Here is a 17,850-nt window from a genome sequence, read left to right as displayed (position 1 = left end):
TCCTTATGTTGATACTGGTTCTGTAAATCCCTAGTTACTTGCGAGTGTGCTCGCTTTTGGTGAGCCAGATTGTAGTGTGGTCAATGTTGATGTGCTCACTTCAGGCTTACTTGCCTCTCCACTCACCTGACTCGTGATGTTAAACAGCGTATAAGAGAGCGTAAGCGTATGTATCGATTCTGGAACATCTGGCTCAATGTAAAATATCAACCCCATTTCTGCGCTCTTGTGCCCGTCCAATGGCTGCTGATTAAAGCAAAAGCATTCCATCTTATTGAAGTAGGTTGCCCCCATACCTGGAGAAACCGACGGTACGGCTTGGCCAACCAATGAGGCTCCAGAAAGGTTTTTGGCAATGTAGTTAGTTTGAACCACCTCACCAGGATGAACCTCTAACACTCGAACTTCAGGCGAAAACTGCCATGGCATATCTGGCTTGATGTGGGACATGAATTCGACTCGAACCGTACGAGAGTAGTCTGGCTGCATTCCCTGAGGTTGCACCGCTGAAACAGTATTAGTTTTACCATTGATGCCTAAGGCCTCACACATCACATCGTAGAGCGGCACCAAAGCGAAACCGAAGCCAAACATCGCAACCACGCTCAACACCAAGTAGCCCGTCAGCTTTTTGGTCGATCGCTTATTAGACAGGCGCTTAGGTTGTTTTTTATCTTGATTGGGATCGCTTTGCTTATCACTCATGGTTCTGCCCTCTAATCCACTTTCGGCGGATGAGTAAAGGTGTGGTGAGGCGCAGGGCTTGGTACTGTCCATTCAAGACCTTCAGCTCTATCCCAAGGCTTACTTGGCGCAGGCTCTCCCCCTCTTACGCATTTAATCGCTAGCCATAAGAAAATCAGCTGAGACAACCCAAACGCAAAACCACCAATCGACACGACTTGGTTAACGTCAGCAAACTGAATCGCATAATCAGGAATACGACGCGGCATACCCGCTAACCCTAAAAAGTGCATCGGGAAGAACAGTACATTGACTGAAATCACCGACGTCCAGAAATGCCACAGGCTGAGCTTGTGGTCGTACATATGTCCGGTCCACTTAGGCAGCCAATAATAGGCAGCAGCCATAATCGAGAACACGGCACCGGTTACCAGAACATAATGGAAGTGAGCCACAACAAAATAAGTATCGTGGTATTGGAAATCAGCTGGCACGATAGCGAGCATCAATCCAGATAACCCGCCAATCGTAAACAAAACAATGAAGGCAATCGCAAACAGCATTGGTGTTTCAAAGGTCAAAGCACCCCGCCACATGGTCGCCACCCAGTTGAAGACTTTCACACCGGTCGGCACCGCTATCAACATGGTGCAATACATGAAGAACAGTTCGGCAAATACTGGCATACCCGTGGTGAACATGTGGTGTGCCCAAACCAAGAATGACAACAGTGCGATACTACAGGTCGCATAAACCATCGAGTGATAACCAAACAGGCGCTTACCACTGAATGCAGGGATGATGGCTGAGACAATACCAAAAGATGGCAAGATCATGATGTACACTTCGGGGTGCCCAAAGAACCAGAATATGTGCTGGAACATCACTGGGTCCCCACCACCAGCGGCATCAAAGAAGCTAGTCCCAAAATACTTGTCAGTCAGTACCATAGTCACAGCCCCCGCGAGAACGGGCATCACGGCTATCAGCAAGAAAGCGGTAATTAACCATGTCCATACGAACATCGGTAGCTTGAACCAAGTCATACCCGGCGCTCTCATGTTCACTATGGTTACGATCACGTTAATCGCCCCCATGATCGAACTGATCCCCATAATATGAACTGAGAATACGAATAGCGCGGTACTGTCTGGGCCATAAGTTGTCGAGAGTGGCGCATAAAAGGTCCAACCAAAGCTCGGGCCGCCCCCTTCTGTAAACAAAGATCCGATTAAGATTAGAAACGCAAAAGGCAAGATCCAGAAACTGAGGTTGTTCATTCTCGGCAGCGCCATATCTGGTGCACCGATCATCATCGGAATCATCCAGTTAGCCAAACCCGTAAATGCAGGCATTACGGCACCGAATACCATGATTAAACCATGGACTGTAGTCATCTGATTGAAGAAATCTGGCTCAACAAGTTGTAAACCCGGTTGGAATAGCTCCGCACGGATCACCATTGCCATCGCGCCGCCAGTTAAGAACATCGCAAAGCTGAACCACAGGTATAATGTGCCTATGTCTTTATGATTGGTTGAATACAGCCAACGTGCCCACCCTTTTGGAGCGGCGTGAGAATCGTGATCATCCAGAGACAAGTCATTGCTGTCCAATGTGCCTTCCACAGAATGGCTCAAGGCCTGATCTTCTGCAGGCGCCGATTTCACCGGCTTATTGATTGGTGAACTCATAGCTGCTCCTTAGCATCACTTTGTGCTTCATCCGTTGAGCCCTGTTCGTCAGGTGCTTGGGCTCCGCCTTCTTGTTTAACCTTGTAAGCGTTAATATCTGAAGCCTGAACAATATCGCCCGTGTCATTACCCCATGCATTTCTTTGATAAGTCACTACCGCTGCGATCTCTTTCTCGGTTAACTGGTTATCGAAGGCTTGCATTGCCGAGCCTCCACGACCATAAACAATGGTGTCGATATGCACATCGACATCTCCTAGAGCAACTGGGCTACCTTTAATAGCTGGGAATGCACCAGGAATACCCTCACCGTTCGCTTGGTGGCAGACCGCGCATCGAGTTTTGTAAACCTCTTCACCGATGGTGTTCAGCTCTTCCAAAGAAAGTGACGCGTCTAATGCATCTTGAGCCGCCTGTTGTGCGGCTATCGCCAATTCTTTCTGTTCCGCCAGCCATGCATCAAACTCGTCTTCTTCCATGGCATGCACCACTATCGGCATAAAGCCATGTGCTCGGCCACACAGTTCAGCACACTGGCCACGATACACACCGGGTTCATCTATTTTTGTCCACGCTTCGTTAATGAACCCCGGGATAGTGTCTTTCTTAACGGCAAAGGCAGGAACCCACCACGAGTGAATCACATCGTCAGAGGTCATCAAGAAGCGAACTTTTCTATCAATAGGAAGAACTAATGGCTTATCAACCTCTAGCAGGTAATGAGCCCCTTTCACTTCAATGCCTTCGATTTCTTTGTCACTGGTCGCTAGAAGGCTGAAAAATTCGACGTCTTCACCAAAATAGCTGTAATGCCATTTCCATTGTGATCCAGTGATTTTAACGGTCAGATCTGATTGAGAGGTGTCTTCCATCGCTATTAAGGTTTTTGTGGCGGGTATCGCCATAGCGATGAGGATGATGATAGGGATGATGGTCCAAAGAATTTCGACTTTCGTGCTTTCGTGAAAATGGGCAGCAACTGCGCCCTTCGATTTCCTGTGCCTCAAAATCGAATAAAACATCACACCAAAAACAACAAAGGCAATCGCACAGCAGATGTAGAAGATCAGCATATGAAGTTCATACACCTTACCACTGATCTCAGTGACGCCTTGAGTCATATTGTAATCACTGCTTGCGTGCACTAAAGGCGATACTAAAAGCACAACAAAACTCTTCAAAAGCCACGCTAGCCTAACCAGTAATCTTTTCAAAAGATCTCTCCTTATCCTTCCTAATTGGATACTTGCGACCTAAATGTCGTTGCGAGCTGGACAACATTCATTGTTATTCCGGCTACACATGAAAAGGCTGAATCTCAATCTACAACTCACATGGAACTAGCCTGAGAGCAGGCTACTGACCTCATATATCCTAAGAACTAATACGGTTCAAAAGCGTTGGAGGTTTCCATGAAAGATTCAAAAACGGCGAATTTGTTAAATTTTGTTATATTTATGTAAAAGGCTAGTTAGTGATATCCAATTGTTCAAGGTAAGTTTACTTACTAAACAGTCAATTATTTGAAGTGGCTTAATCTACATGCCCTCTGCCGTTGGAATTTATTTTATATCGAGTTTTACGATTGCTTTCATGGAAATGATAATCAATATCACTTAAATTAAATCAACAGTAAGTCATACAGACATTAAAAGGTTTAGTGATTATGCAAGATGCAATGAATTGGTTAGCGAGAGACCCAGACCCAAGAACTCGTGAAGAACTTCAACACCTCATCGATGAGGGAATGCACAACGAACTTGAAGACCGTTTTACCCAACGATTAGAGTTCGGAACGGCAGGACTTAGAGGTAAAGTTGGATGCGGGCCAAATCGAATGAATCGTTTAGTCATACAGGAAACCGCAACCGGGCTCGGCCACTACTTAATCGAACATGTCGCTAATGCGACCATTCGCGGTGTGGTCGTCGGTTATGACGGCCGTTTAGATTCAAAGCAGTTCGCGATTGATACCGCTTCCGTACTCACGGCTTTAGGCATTAAGGTTTATCTAACCTCGAATGTCGCAGCGACCCCTATCGTTGCCTTTGGTATTGAGCACTTCAACGCCGCAGCTGCCGTTGTGGTGACGGCCAGCCACAACCCACCGGAATACAATGGTTTTAAGGTGTACTGGGAGAATGGCGCTCAAATCATTCCTCCTCACGATGCAGGCATTGCCGCTGAAATCGATATCGCATCAACTAAGCCGCTCCCTTTAATGAGCTTAAGTGATGCTGAAACACAAGGTAAGTTGGTGTGGTTGACTGAAGGCTACTATCAAACGTACCGCGCTGCGATCAATCAGAGCCCATACGTGAGTAAAGAGATCGAATCGGCGAACACCACCATCACCTATACCGCAATGCATGGTGTCGGCGCACAAATGGCTGAAGATCTACTTCATGATTCTGGTTTCCATAAGGTGTTCAGCGTCTCCGAGCAAAGAGAGCCCGATGGTAACTTCCCGACCGTCAACTTCCCGAATCCAGAAGAAAAAGGCGCGATGGATCTGGTGGTTAACTTAGCAAAAAGTGTCGATGCCGACATTGCTTGTGCCAATGATCCAGATGCAGACCGATTTGCCGTTGCAGTGAGAACAGATGGTGGCTCATACAAAATGCTAACAGGTGACCAAGTCGGCGTTCTATTCGCTCATTACTTATTGTCAAAACCTCACACCAAAAACCAATTAGTTGGTAACAGCATCGTCTCATCCACCTTGCTAGAAAAAGTGGCTCAATCCCATAGTGCGACTTATTTCCAAACGCTGACAGGTTTTAAATGGTTAGCGAATATTGGCATGCAATTGGAAGATGATCAGAACGAGTTCTTGTTCGCCTATGAAGAAGCATTAGGCTACACAATTGGTACTCAGGTACGAGACAAAGATGGGCTGTCTGCTATCGTCGTGTTTGCTCAATTGGTTGAGGAGTTAAAATCTCAAGGTCGAACGGTTTGGGATCTTCTCGCTCAGATTTCATTTGAACATGGGGTTCATACCAACGCTCAGCGAAGTATTGCACTAGACCCAGATTCACCATCGATTGGTTCTAAGCTCCGCTCGGCACAGCCTAAAGCAATCAACGGTGTCGCTATCTCTGTAATTGAAGATTTGCAGTCTTCTTTACGTTTCGTCATTGGAGGCAATACTGAAGCCATTAACCTGCCTGCAAGTGACGTACTCATCTATCACCTCGAGGATGGTTCACGCATTATCGTAAGACCTTCAGGCACAGAACCAAAAGTTAAGGTTTATTATGAGACGGTAACAAAGTTCGAAGGGACAGAAACCTATGACGACACTCGCCTACGCGGTGAGCAGTACATGGAGAAACTGATTGAACAACACCAACAAGAGTTGAATTCATAGCGATTTAGCGCGTTCAACATGTAACGGTTAAATATAAAAAATGGACGCTCGTAGCGTCCATTTTTTTCTCAGTAGCTAACCACGAGAAGATGTCTGATTTGATTCATCTACGAAGTAAAGAAAGAAGACAACATCCAGATAGCTAACACGATGAAAACTCCGCCCATCACTTTCTGTTGATAGGTACGAAACTTCGCGTTTTCTACGAGAGATTTACCAATCGTACCCACTAACGCCACCAACAAAAAGTTAAACGTTAAGCCGAGAACATTCAGTAATAAACCCAGAACAAGCATCTGCTGACCGGAAGTCGCTTCAATATTCGTCGACACAAACTGTGGTAAGAACATCACAAAGAAAACCAAGGCTTTTGGATTAAGCAGGTTACTGATTAGCGCTCTTTGGTAATAGGCTTTTGCAGCAAAATTATCGTTTAGCTCCGGCGCACTTCCCTGCTCTGTTCGCAGGCAGTCCCATCCCATCTTCAACAAGTACGCGCCGCCTAACAAATGTAGAGCTTTAAGCGCTATTGGGCTCATTGCGATCAACGCTGAAACACCCATTGCTGCCAATACTGTCAGAATGATTCCAGAAGTCGCGTTGCCTAAACTTGCGAACACACCAACCTTGCGGCCATAGCTCATACTTGAGCTCGCGATGAGTAACATATCAGGGCCAGGTAAAAGGAGAAGTGCAACAACGGCTGTCAGGTAAACAGGTAAGATGGCTAAGTCGATCATGGGTTTCAGTATTGATAAAAACGGAGACGGATTTTATATCAATTACTAACACCCTTCCAGATGCAATTGGTTGTAAGGTGGTAAACTGTACGAATTAAAAACTAACTTTAACCATTTAAACCAATTTATTAACTAAACATAGAGTATTAATTAACTCGCTACCCACTCAATCTCAATCAATGTCGTTTCACCACACTTTAGACGGCCAAGGAAGATATCACCTCGATGCACCTCACCAACACCTTTAGGTGTGCCTGTCATAACAACATCACCATCAAGCAAAGTCGTATAAGAAGATAACTCTTCGAGGATAGTTTGTGGAGAATAAAGCATCTGCTCTACGTGCCCTTTTTGAACGCGAACACAGTTAATAAATAGCTCTAGATTTAAGTCAGAGAGATCTAAGTTATCAATGGGTACAAAACGGCTCAAGACAGCGGAACCATCAAACGCCTTGGCGCGCTCCCAAGGTAGGCCTTTCGCTTTTAAGCTACTTTGTAATTCACGTTTGGTGAGATCTAGTCCTAAACCCACAGCGGAGTACTGGCCATTTTCAACGATAAAACAGATTTCTGCTTCGTAGTGCAGCGCTTCTTGATGAAAAGAAGACAGAGATGACGTAACACTGGTGCTCGGTTTATTGAAAACCACCATATAGTCTGGAATTGCGTTATTGAGTTCTTCGATGTGATCGACATAGTTACGCCCAACACACAGCACCTTAGTTGGGGTTGCTGTTCGTTTCGAATTCATCAACTGTTCCTGATCGACAACACTGCTCATAGTTTATCCCTGAACTATTTTTTGGAGTGAAGAGTTTAACGCATCATAAAATGAGAGTCTTCGACAAGATGGTTACCAATATCTAAATTCTGATCTTTAGCTCAATTAAATGATTTAAATACTTTTATCCGAAGATCGCAGCATATAAGAACTGATGACAAGCCCCATAGCTTCGTAGATCATAGCTACGTAGACAAGATGAATAGCAGGGGAACATGAAGGAAAAGCTAAAACAGGTGTGTATAGAACGAAAGAAGCCCTCTCAAACCAAAAGGCTCGAGAGGGCTTAGCATGGTGTCTAGGACAGTATCCTAAAAGGTAAACTTAAGGAGTAAACACTATGCTAAATAAGTCTTCGACTTATAGGTAGTAACGACCACCGATAGTCCACTTGTCATCAGTATTACGACCGTTGTCGTCGTTTAGGTCGAACTGGTAAGCAGCGTAACCAACAAACTTAGGAGTGAAGTTGTACTCAGTTTGAAGAGCCAGCTCTTCACGAGCTGTTTCTTTTGACTCGCCTGTAGCTACACGACCTTCAACCATCTCGTAGTTGACGATGAAGTTTAGGCTGTTGTCTAGTGCGTATGCAGCCAATAGCTCGTATGCGTCACTTTCAGCTAGAAGGCCAGACGCAGTGATCTTATCAGTGCCGACTGTTTCAGATGCTGATGTAGAGTTCATGAACTCGTTAGAAGCGTATACACCTGCTAGGTAAAGACCTTTACCATAAGAGCCGTATGCAGCAGAGAATACGTGAGATGATGCAGTTTCCGTCTCACCCATCATCTTGATGTCACCAGTGTTGTAACCGTAGCCAAGTTTAGCACCCATGATCTCGTAACCTAGAGTTACTTGAGTACGATCCTTAACTTCAGTGTTTAAACCGTATGTGTAAGATTCATCAGTAATGCCTGTAGCATCTGATTCTGTTACTGAGTAGATATCCGAAACAGTTTGAGTACCCTGCCAACCTAGACCGATAGTAACTTTACCAGCTTCACCTAGTTCAAAACCATTGCGGTAAGAAACCATTTTGTCTGCACGACCAGTACCGAACGCACCGTGGTTGTCGTAGATAAATTCGTTCGCGAATGCGATTGGCATATCAGCAACACCAGCTACGTCGTAGTAAGGAGCCCATTGAGTACCTACTACTGCGCGACCGAAGTCATCGTGAGTAAGACCGACGTAACCTAGACGAGTTGTAAACGTCTCTTCACCACCTTCAAGGTAGTTAAGTGCCCATTCGCCTTTAGCGTCAGCAGTAAAGCCGTTACTCAGTTCTTGAGTAGCGTTAAAGTTGATACGTGGTGAGTTAGCACCTACATCTGTATCGCCGTTCTCAGAACCATTTAGGTTTACTGAAACGTGGCCGCCAACTGAGAATGTTGTACCGTCTTCGTTGTAAAGTTCTACTGCAACTGCCTGTGTACCAAATACTGCACCAGAAATTGCTAGCGCTAAAAGTTTCTTATTCATTGTCATATCCATTATGTAACTGGGTGAGTTATTCACTAACAACCTCGTGCTTACGGAGAAGTTGTTACCTGCATTTAACAAGTAGCGAAACCCTAATATACGAATGACAAGAAAGTTGCATTAAAATATATAAAATAAAAAAAATCGCACTATAAAAAACAAAAATCTCTTTTAAAACAATTATGTAACACGGAAATTACTAGGATCTCTTTTCATTCTTTGAGATAAATACTTTGATTATTTTTGATTTTATAATCACTAAAAAAGCATTAAAAATCTAAACCCAAAGTAACTCATCAGACCATCGAGAGGCTCGCCTTTTTCTTTGAAACACTTTGTAACATGTAGAACTCAACTGAAATATTTAGCTTTGTGAAACAAATCCCAATATGAGCTAGAAAAAATCGTTCAATAGAAAGTTCATTAGAGAAAAACAAAAAAGGGCAACCAATCAGCGACTGGTTGCCCTTCATAACTCATCATTGAACTCTTATTTGAAGTAAACCTCAGCCCAACGAGCTAAACCTGCAGTTACTGAACCGAAGTAATTCCCACTCACAATCGGTACATTCGGCACAGCTTGTTGTACGGCTTCACGAAGTATCGGTGAACGAGCGGAACCACCCGTCATGTAGATTACGTCTGGCTTTTTCTGGCCTTGTTGAATCGCTTCTTTAACCAACTCAATCATCTTAGACTTTGGTGTTTCAATCGCTTCAACCATCTGTTCGACTGAGATATCTACCTCGACCAGTTCAGAGGCAACATTAATCGCAGCACGATATTGAGAGGATTCTGCCAGCGCAATCTTGGCCTCTTCCGCTCTACGCACAATACCGTAGCCCAAGGTATCGTGATAAACCTTCATCAAACGTTCTAGCTTTTGAGGCTCTGACGCTTCTTTACGAAGTAATTTCAATGCCGCTAAGTTTTCTCTTGAATAGAAATTCTTTTGAGCTTCAACATTATTAATCGCAATTGGATTCCAGAATTGCGTCAATGGCATATCGATACCCGAAATGCCTTTGCTGCCCATACCAAAAGGTGACATCAGTTGTTTGAACGCAAGATAGATATCGAGGTCATTACCCCCTACCCTTTGTCCACTGTGTGCCAACAAGCTCTGGGTACGGTCTGCTTTACCAGACCAACTAGGTCCCATTTCTAATAATGAGCAGTCAGTGGTACCACCGCCAATATCAACAACCAATACTGTTTGGTTTTCAGTTAATGTGCTTTCGTAATCAAGACCTGCGGCTACTGGCTCAAATTGAAAAGCGATATCAAGGAAACCAGCACGCTTAGCTGCGCGGGTGAGGATGTCTTCAGCTTGTCTGTTTGCTTCTTCACCACCTCGACCATGGAAGTTAATTGGTCGACCGATAACAGCTTGTTTGATCTGCTCTTGAGTCGTGAGTTCTGCTTGGTGTTTAATATTTGCCATCATGGCGCACACTAAATCTTCGAAGAAACTCACCTGCACATCATGCAGTCCACTCGCGCCAAGGAAAGACTTAGGGGATTTTACATAATAAACATCGCGAGGGTCTTCTAAATATAAGTCCAACGCAGCCTGACCAAATGCCATGTCTTCTGGCACTAAGTCGATACTCTCTTCTCTGTTCAGCGCAATCGCACGTCGTAATACTTGCTCACCGATCGCATCACTCGGCTTGATATTCAAATGGCGGAATAAATGTTCAGAAACACTCTCACGAGTAGGCGCAAGCACGGTTGAGGGAATATAGTGGTTGTTACCTTCGAGCGGTAACAGGCTTGGCTCTCCATTAACCATCGCCGCGACAGAACAGTTCGCTGTTCCATAATCAAATCCAATAAACATAATATCCCCCACTCAACAAAAGGGGCGAGATGCTACATGAAAAGCCTAAAAATTACGAGGTCATTTCTAAATTTAACTGAGTATTTTCTTAGCTTAACGGCTCTTCAAGAAGAAACAAATATGCTACATTTCAGCCCAAATGAATCACGGGTTAGAGAAATGAAAACACCTTGCCGAGCGGCTTGTAAAAATAATGGCGGAATGTGTAGTGGCTGCTTTCGAACAATGGATGAGATTATAGGCTGGAAAGGCTTATCTGAAGATGAACGAACGTCAGTCATGGATAACCTTACTTGTGCGAGTTCGACTCACCAATGTCCACAGTGTAATGAGCCAGCTCAATGTGATATTAGTGCAGGTAAAGATACGTGTTGGTGTTTTGACCTAGAAAAACGAGATACTAGCAATATTCCAAAGGCTGGAGTTTGTATGTGTCGTAAGTGCTTGTCTGCTTTGCCTGTTCAGTAGTTTAGAGCCCATTTAGTAAGTTACTAGATAGCAAGTTACTAGCCAGTTCAACATAGACAAAAAAAGCGAGAGGTTATTTTCTCGCTTCAAAATACTGAGATTTATTTGGTTAGTGTCTACTTCGCTTTTGCAATAAGCGCAGGTTGAGAAAACTGGATACCATTCCAGCCATGAACCATGAAGTTACGAATGTTTTGATGGTCGCTGTTCTCTGGAAAACCTAGCACGTCGTTACGATAAAATTGACCAAAACAAGCAAGTGTTTGCTCTGCTGACAGGCCTTGCTCTAAACCAAAAGCAAAAATCTTACACGAACCATTATTCTGCCCTGCAGCGTTCACTACCTCACCATTGCGAAATTCGCTCTCAGAAAAATCATAGTGAGCTTCGATCACTTGCATTGTATCTTCAAATTGCACGGTTTCTGGGGTTTCTGCCAGAGTATTCAACAACGTTTCCAGTTCCATTTACTATTTCTCCATCAAGTATATATCTGTCAGCAGTGTATCTTGTTTTACGACAAGAGTAAGCCGTTGTTTACTTGAGATAACGATTCCTTTTTTGTTGTACGCTGCTAATTACTTCAATGAAACTAATGACATAGTTTTATCAGGACGTTATATTATTTTATCAAACGATTAACATTGTTCAGTAACGAATATGCATAAAGATAAAAACTTAGAACTGTTCAGATACCTAAAGCCAGGTACAAAAACAGCAGGTGTATTGGAATTTGGCCCAGACGACTCAATCCAGATCAGTACGCTTTATATCGGACACAAAGAAGATCAGTACCTTATCCTAGAGCTTACGCAAAAAGCGACAGAAGCACTGACGCTGAGAAAGCTCACAAACGTTGATATTATTGTTCGTGCGATTACCGACACCGAACTTGGGCACATTGTCGCGTTCAAAACCAATGTACTGGCTCATATCACCTCTCCAGCACATCTAATCTTCCTTCGCCCACCCTCAAACTTTGCAACCAAGCCTATTCGTGAACACGAAAGGTATAAAGTACGTCTCAGCTGTGAAGTCACTTTTGATACCTTGTCGCTGGATGCCACACTGGTCGACTTTTCAGCGTCAGGCTGCGGTATCTATCTTACCCAGCAATCAGATATTGATGTCGGCTGGAAGATAAAAGTTAATTCTGACTTAAATGAGTACTTAGGTGACGATCTTGTCTACAAAGTGGTGAGTAAGAAAAGGCAAAGACAAGGCTGGCTGTTAGGTATCCAATTCCCTGAACACCTAGATATGAGTGATGAGTTAAAAACGCTACTGTTGGAACAAGCCTTTGTCTCAGGATCTATATAAAGATAGACTCGATATAAAGACAGACTCCATAGAAAGACAGACTCATCAAGGTTTGTGTGGTGACAACCAGTTAGCCACGCCTATTTAATAGAGTCCGTTCAGAGCACTAAGTTAAAGCCTAGTGCTCTGTGTCATTCCAGTATGAGTTTTTAAAATGAACAAACGCTTGGTGGAGCGACTCTTCTTTAATCGGTTTTACAATCACGTAATTCGCCCCTGCTGCCATAAAGCTGTCCCTTGTTGACTCTTGAGCATCAGCGGTACACGCATAAATTGGAGCTGACACACCAATCTCATCTCTAAGTTGCTGAGTGGTTTCAACACCACCGAGATTTGGAAGTTGGTTATCCATCAAGATCAAGTCATAGGTTATCGTCTTAGCCATCTCAATCGCTTCTAAGCCATCTTTTGCCCAAGTGACGACCATGCCATATTTCTTACAGAAAGCCTGCGCAATAAAGGCGTTGGTGTGATTGTCTTCCACCAGCAACACATTCAAAGGTCGACTAAACAACGCCTCTGGCTCAACCTCAGCTTGTTGCTTAGCATCGACTAATAGCGGCTTGGCGTGTACGACCACTGGAATTTCTATCGTGAACTCTGAGCCTTGACCTATAACGCTGCGAACTTGAATGTCCCCTTCCAGCATATCGACCAGATTTTTTACAATCGTAAGCCCTAAACCAGTACCGCCATATTCACGTGTCGTGGTCTCTTCAGCTTGAACAAAAGGTTCAAAAATAGCATCAATTTTGCTTTCATCAATACCAATTCCGGAATCTTGCACTCGAACGATTAAGCTGGCGTGATCAGAGTTAAAGATACTCTCGAGCTCAAAGCTGACAGAGATACCGCCTTGATGAGTGAATTTAAGGGCGTTGCTCAACAGATTAAACATGATCTGGTTGAGGCGTACCTGATCGGTGTTGATTTCGATGTCATCAACCAAGTGATTCACAATGGTAAATTCGACGGATTTATCTTCACACAGTGGGCGATAGATGCTGTCTAAGGTATTAACTAACTCCCCCAAACGGAAGTCTTTCTTTTGAATATTAAACTGCCCTTGCTCAATTTTTGAGAAGTCCAAGATATCGTTAAGTACCGCCAGTAAATGTTCCGCACTATTACATAGTACATCCACCTGCTCGCGGTTATCTTCATTGTGCATAGAGCGCTTGAGCAGCTGAGACACACCGAGGATACCGTTGAGCGGCGTGCGAATCTCGTGACTCATCTTAGCTAGGAAGTCTGCTCGCACGTTCGCAAGATGCTCAGCTTCTTCTCTTGCTCGATCGGCCTGTCTTTCCGCCTCGATAAGCTTAGTAATATCTTGCCCTTGTACCACCACACCTGTGATGCCGTGTTCCACACGAATAGCAGACATGTTCCAACGAAACACCTTTTCACCAATGGGTACGTTGATACCCGTCAGTTTAGAGCCTTGAACCACCATTTGAATATTAGGCAGCATACGATGCTCAAACTCTTGAGCGATTGGACCATAGTTGTCATCAGCATCGAACAGCGCCATACGAGCGGCGGGGTTCATCTGAATTAAGTCGCCTTTTTCAGACCAAACCAAGATAGGTGAATGAGCAAAGTTAAAGAGATCTTGGAACTTTTGATTCTGTTCCGATAAGCGCTCAAAGGTGTCTTCAAGGGTGCAACCAATATGGTGGAATTCGAAAATGTTAGAGCCATCAAACTTGTTGTACTCTTCGCCGTCACTTGCAGAGCGAGTGAAATCCATCAGCTTATCTAGCTCAGCAGCGACCCTTCTTTGAATCCAAGTTCGCGCAAAGAAAGACATCAATATGATCACCACAATCACCACGATGATCGCGCGCTGATAATTCTCTTCTAACGCAATGAAGTTATTGTTCTTTTGAACAGCTCGAATGATTAAAGGAGTTTCAACCGCGTTGATCTTAATGGTTGCGATGGTGACGAAATGACGCGGCAACTGTTCGTACATTTGATAATTGAGGATGTCAGTAATGGTGTAGCTTTCATCCCCACTGAATGTCGATGTCACCGGTGTACCGTGTGCTTCAATAACGATATTTTCGCAGTTACTGCCTTGTTGAATTGACTCAGCCAAAGAGAAGTTATTATCAAGCACAATGGCGATATAGAGCTGTCCAAGCACTTCCCCAGTAGCGTTATCAACAATGGGGGTACGGCGAGCCAACAAGTGACGCTTACCTATATCTGTCCTCAGTTTAATAAAATGCCAATTACTGCTGAACGAAACCTCATCAGAAATATGCTTTAAGTTAGACTCATCTAAACCATAGAATTGACCGTTGCCGTCTTCCCAAGCCAAACCATCGTGGGTAGAGACAAAGCGTAAATCTGGCGCATGGTCCGGTTCACGTTGGTCAACACCAAAGAAAAAGTAGCTCAGAGTCTCGTCATTACCCGTATCAAAATACTCTCTGAGAGTTTCACTGTGTGAGCTACTGTCTTGATGGATTTGCAGCACCGACAAACGATAATCAAACATGTTTTGGATCAGGCTTGAGGTTTGCTGAACCGTTCGATTCGTCTCTTGCTGTACGATGTTACTGCTGGTTTCATAATTATGAATAAGCACGCCAAGTGCCATCACGCCTATCACCAAAATAACGATACGCGTAATGAGTCTAGCTAAAGTGTTTCTAGGTGTACTGGCGTAGCTTTTCTTCATTATTGACCTGAGTACCTAAATGCTCGCTGTTTAAGTTCTGAAATACGTTCTGGGGAATCTTCCTTGGTCACAATTTCAAATTCACCAGAGTAAACGGTAGGTACTTCCAAACCGGCTAGATCCCACTTGATCGCCTCTGCCATCGCAATGCCCGTATCGTCGTTCATACGCATGACAGTGACATCTAAGTCTCCCCTTGCAATGGCTTCAAGTTCAGCAGAGCCGCCTCCCCAACCATTCACTAAGATGTCTTGGCCCGATTCGCGAATCGCTTCCATTGCACCGAGAGCGACATCCGTTGAGCATGCATAGATAAAGTCTAGATCCTTATCGTTCTCTATGCTGATTTTAGCCGCTTGGTAGCCACTTTCTTTGTTTGATTTTGTGTAAAACGAAGACTTAAGGGTAAAGTTGGTATCCGAATTCACTTCATGGATAAAAGTATCTCCACGCGCATCACTGATATAACCTTGTGAGTAATACAAAACAGAATACTTACTGTCTGGTGGGCTTACTTGTTTAAAATAGTCCGCCAGTTTTAAGCTGCCTGTCGCATGGTCAAAGCCCACATACATAAATGGCTGTCTATCTGCCCAAGCTCGCACTGGCGTAGTGATATTTTGAAGAATCAGTTTGGTGTCCGTAGAGGTCAACACGTGCTCAATAAACTTGCGGTGGCGCGTAGTATCTAACGTGAAAATCAAATAATCCGTCTTGTTTTCAATCGCTTCTTGCAATGAAATGCTCTGCTGCGCGAGATCGGCATTAATACGGGTAAACACTTGATTTATTTGGTAGCGGATCTTCAGCCTATCGAGACGCTTCTCAAAAGCTTGAATATTGCGAACCCAGTAATCCGAGATCTGTTGACCCGGATACACCACGGAAATCGTGATCGGCTCGTCTTGGATTCTTCTCAATGGCACAGGGTGATTTTGTACAGCCTCGACCATTTTATCGGTCAATGCTTTTTGTTCTGGAAAAGTGGAAAGATAATCTTGGTATTCCCAGTACCCATTGAGGACATGAGTACCATGGGAGAGAGCGGACGCAGAAAATACGGCAAGTCCAAACAACATCAGTAAACGTTTCATATTTTTCTCGTTTTGTATGAGCTACTTTGGCTCATTTTTTAACCTAGCATGACACCATCTCTTTGTATGGCTAATGGATATTATGTAGGACAACGATGATAAATGATAGCGTCTAACACTAATTAGAACGACATTCTAAATGAGCGATATGTTAATTTGGAATGGAGATTAACAACAACGTGTTCATTCATAATTTCAGACCATTCATGGTAAGAGTAATTACCATTTAAATTCATAATCTTAGCTAGAATTATTATAGCCCCTTACATTATTAAGATTTAATCAATAACAAACATTTTGGCTATGAATTATGAGACTTCGATATATTGAATTTTGTCTTTTTGCCACTCAATAATCAGTTTGAGTGATACCAGTTTTTCTTTGCGGGATTTGGGCAATTGCTTGATCGCGTATTCGGTTTTCAATGCTTCACTTTTTGAGCCGACATCAAAACTCCAAACCAACTTAAGCGGGCCTTTACCTTTTAAAGCTTTGGCGCCTTTACCGGTTTGATGTTGTTCAAATCGACGTTCTAGATTGTTCGTTACGCCACAATAAAGGGCATTGTGGCGATTGCGGATCAAATACACGACCCAATCCGCATTTTTATCAACGTCTGACATTTAAAGCAGTGATTCAACCAGAGCCTTAAGCTCTGCCACTTCTGCTCGTAGGCTTGCTACTTCAGACTCAAGCTCTTCAAACTTTTCACTCGTTGCAGAGGGTGCAGCCGCACTTATTGATGCCGTCGCAAACGCTTCAACATCCACTTCACCGCTCAACAAGTGCTGGTAGCGTGATTCACGTTTACCCGCTTCACGTGGTAGTTTGACCACCAAGGCACCTGCTTCTCTTGCAGCGAGTTTATCTAATGTTACTTCTACTTCTTTCACATCACTAAAGTTTGCAAGGCGACCCGTGCGAGTACGAAGTTCACCAGGTGTTTGCGCGCCGCGCAGTAACATACAACAGATGATTGCGCGCTCTTGCTCTGTAAATTGCAGATCACCGAACTCAGTGTTGCAGAAACGATGCTGATACTTATTAACACGGCTATTGAAGCTGCTCTCATCGCTCACCATGCGACGTCCGATTAAGCCATCAACCGCATCTAAAACATCTGACTCAGAAAGAGAGAGAACAGGTTCACGGTTACTCTTTTGATTACATGCCGTGGTTAAACTGTTCAGTGTCAGTGGGTAATGATCGGGAGTAGTAACTTCTTTCTCGATCAAACAACCGATAATTCTCGCTTCAATTGGGGAAAGTACTGTGTTCATCGTTTTTCCTTTTTATTATTTTGATAATTCCATCTCAACACCTAACAATGCAGTAACTAGTGTTCAGACAAAATTGGTACTCGTTTCTTTCTGCCCTGTTCATCAATCATTATGATCTTAGAACGGTTTAGCTCTATTTCCACGACTTCCAAATAAGTACGCTCTTGTACATACGCATCACGAAGCTTGTTCTGCTCTGCCGAAGATTCAGTAACATCGTCACCCAAATCTTCTGTTTCCAATTGTTGTTGATTCATTTCACATATCGTATCAATGCAGTATCTACATAGGATACTAACTTGAACCGCGAGATAAAAACAATCACACGTTAGAGAGAGTGACGAATAATTAAACAACCTTACTTTTGCTTTGATCTAAAGACTGTTACATCATCAAT

16 protein-coding genes are annotated in these 17,850 nt (G+C 43.8%); 3 read left to right on the top strand and 13 right to left on the bottom strand.

What is annotated here, in order from left to right:
- Nucleotides 1-30 precede the first annotated feature (30 nt).
- The 3 genes from MSG35_RS11655 to coxB are packed head-to-tail and all read right to left on the bottom strand — an operon-like array spanning nt 31 to nt 3,592.
- The gene (locus tag MSG35_RS11655; RefSeq protein WP_248383986.1) at nt 31-705 is read right to left on the bottom strand and encodes a cytochrome c oxidase assembly protein; all 675 of its coding nucleotides are present in this window, start codon (nt 703-705) and stop codon (nt 31-33) included.
- A gap of 11 nt (nt 706-716) precedes the next feature.
- Nucleotides 717-2,378, bottom strand: coding sequence for a cytochrome c oxidase subunit I (ctaD, locus tag MSG35_RS11650; protein WP_248383985.1), 1,662 nt, complete (start codon nt 2,376-2,378; stop codon nt 717-719).
- Nucleotides 2,375-3,592 (bottom strand): cytochrome c oxidase subunit II, encoded by a 1,218-nt coding sequence (gene coxB / locus MSG35_RS11645; protein ID WP_248383984.1) that lies wholly within the window; start codon nt 3,590-3,592, stop codon nt 2,375-2,377. Before coxB ends, ctaD begins: the two co-directional genes overlap by 4 nt.
- A gap of 452 nt (nt 3,593-4,044) precedes the next feature.
- Here coxB and MSG35_RS11640 point away from each other — a divergent pair, with 452 nt between their 5' ends.
- Nucleotides 4,045-5,751, top strand: coding sequence for a phospho-sugar mutase (locus MSG35_RS11640; protein ID WP_248383983.1), 1,707 nt, complete (start codon nt 4,045-4,047; stop codon nt 5,749-5,751).
- 107 nt (nt 5,752-5,858) lie between these two features.
- On the opposite strand, the gene MSG35_RS11635 is transcribed toward MSG35_RS11640, so the two are convergent.
- The 4 genes from MSG35_RS11635 to yegD all read right to left on the bottom strand — a co-directional run bounded on the left by MSG35_RS11635 (nt 5,859) and on the right by yegD (nt 10,599).
- A complete protein-coding gene (locus MSG35_RS11635; RefSeq protein ID WP_193842099.1) occupies nt 5,859-6,491 on the bottom strand; it encodes a LysE family translocator in 633 nt (210 codons plus the stop codon).
- Nucleotides 6,492-6,641: 150 nt separating this feature from the next.
- Complete coding sequence (locus tag MSG35_RS11630) at nt 6,642-7,274, bottom strand: fumarylacetoacetate hydrolase family protein (protein WP_248383982.1); 633 nt, start codon at nt 7,272-7,274, stop codon at nt 6,642-6,644.
- A gap of 360 nt (nt 7,275-7,634) precedes the next feature.
- Nucleotides 7,635-8,756 carry a porin gene (locus MSG35_RS11625; protein ID WP_248383981.1) on the bottom strand — a complete coding sequence of 374 codons (1,122 nt, stop codon included), beginning with the start codon at nt 8,754-8,756 and terminating at the stop codon, nt 7,635-7,637.
- 490 nt (nt 8,757-9,246) lie between these two features.
- Nucleotides 9,247-10,599 carry a molecular chaperone gene (yegD, locus tag MSG35_RS11620; RefSeq protein WP_248383980.1) on the bottom strand — a complete coding sequence of 451 codons (1,353 nt, stop codon included), beginning with the start codon at nt 10,597-10,599 and terminating at the stop codon, nt 9,247-9,249.
- 159 nt (nt 10,600-10,758) lie between these two features.
- Here yegD and MSG35_RS11615 point away from each other — a divergent pair, with 159 nt between their 5' ends.
- A complete protein-coding gene (locus tag MSG35_RS11615) occupies nt 10,759-11,067 on the top strand; it encodes a DUF1289 domain-containing protein (protein WP_248383979.1) in 309 nt (102 codons plus the stop codon).
- 116 nt (nt 11,068-11,183) lie between these two features.
- On the opposite strand, the gene MSG35_RS11610 is transcribed toward MSG35_RS11615, so the two are convergent.
- Entirely contained in the window at nt 11,184-11,534 is a 351-nt protein-coding gene (locus MSG35_RS11610; protein WP_248383978.1) for a HopJ type III effector protein, read from the bottom strand.
- Nucleotides 11,535-11,727: 193 nt separating this feature from the next.
- Between MSG35_RS11610 and MSG35_RS11605 the strand changes: the two genes are divergently transcribed.
- Entirely contained in the window at nt 11,728-12,387 is a 660-nt protein-coding gene (locus tag MSG35_RS11605) for a PilZ domain-containing protein (RefSeq protein WP_050650724.1), read from the top strand.
- Nucleotides 12,388-12,505: 118 nt separating this feature from the next.
- Here MSG35_RS11605 and luxQ read toward each other — a convergent pair whose 3' ends face one another.
- The 5 genes from luxQ to MSG35_RS11580 all read right to left on the bottom strand — a co-directional run bounded on the left by luxQ (nt 12,506) and on the right by MSG35_RS11580 (nt 17,710).
- The gene (gene luxQ, locus MSG35_RS11600; RefSeq protein WP_248383977.1) at nt 12,506-15,079 is read right to left on the bottom strand and encodes a quorum-sensing autoinducer 2 sensor kinase/phosphatase LuxQ; all 2,574 of its coding nucleotides are present in this window, start codon (nt 15,077-15,079) and stop codon (nt 12,506-12,508) included.
- Nucleotides 15,079-16,173: an autoinducer 2-binding periplasmic protein LuxP gene (locus tag MSG35_RS11595; RefSeq protein WP_122082712.1), complete on the bottom strand. Its 1,095-nt coding sequence runs from the start codon at nt 16,171-16,173 to the stop codon at nt 15,079-15,081. The genes luxQ and MSG35_RS11595 overlap by 1 nt, the downstream gene beginning before the upstream one ends.
- Before the next feature lie 308 nt (nt 16,174-16,481).
- Nucleotides 16,482-16,796, bottom strand: coding sequence for a GIY-YIG nuclease family protein (locus MSG35_RS11590; RefSeq protein WP_050621727.1), 315 nt, complete (start codon nt 16,794-16,796; stop codon nt 16,482-16,484).
- The gene (locus tag MSG35_RS11585; protein ID WP_248383976.1) at nt 16,797-17,453 is read right to left on the bottom strand and encodes a YceH family protein; all 657 of its coding nucleotides are present in this window, start codon (nt 17,451-17,453) and stop codon (nt 16,797-16,799) included.
- A gap of 56 nt (nt 17,454-17,509) precedes the next feature.
- Nucleotides 17,510-17,710 carry a hypothetical protein gene (locus MSG35_RS11580; protein ID WP_048659067.1) on the bottom strand — a complete coding sequence of 67 codons (201 nt, stop codon included), beginning with the start codon at nt 17,708-17,710 and terminating at the stop codon, nt 17,510-17,512.
- Nucleotides 17,711-17,850: the final 140 nt, after the last annotated feature.

This window comes from Vibrio sp. 1CM23M (genome assembly GCF_023161755.1).
Lineage (GTDB): Bacteria > Pseudomonadota > Gammaproteobacteria > Enterobacterales > Vibrionaceae > Vibrio > Vibrio coralliirubri.
Note: the sequence above shows the minus strand (reverse complement) of the source record. Positions and strands in the feature narration are given on the sequence as shown.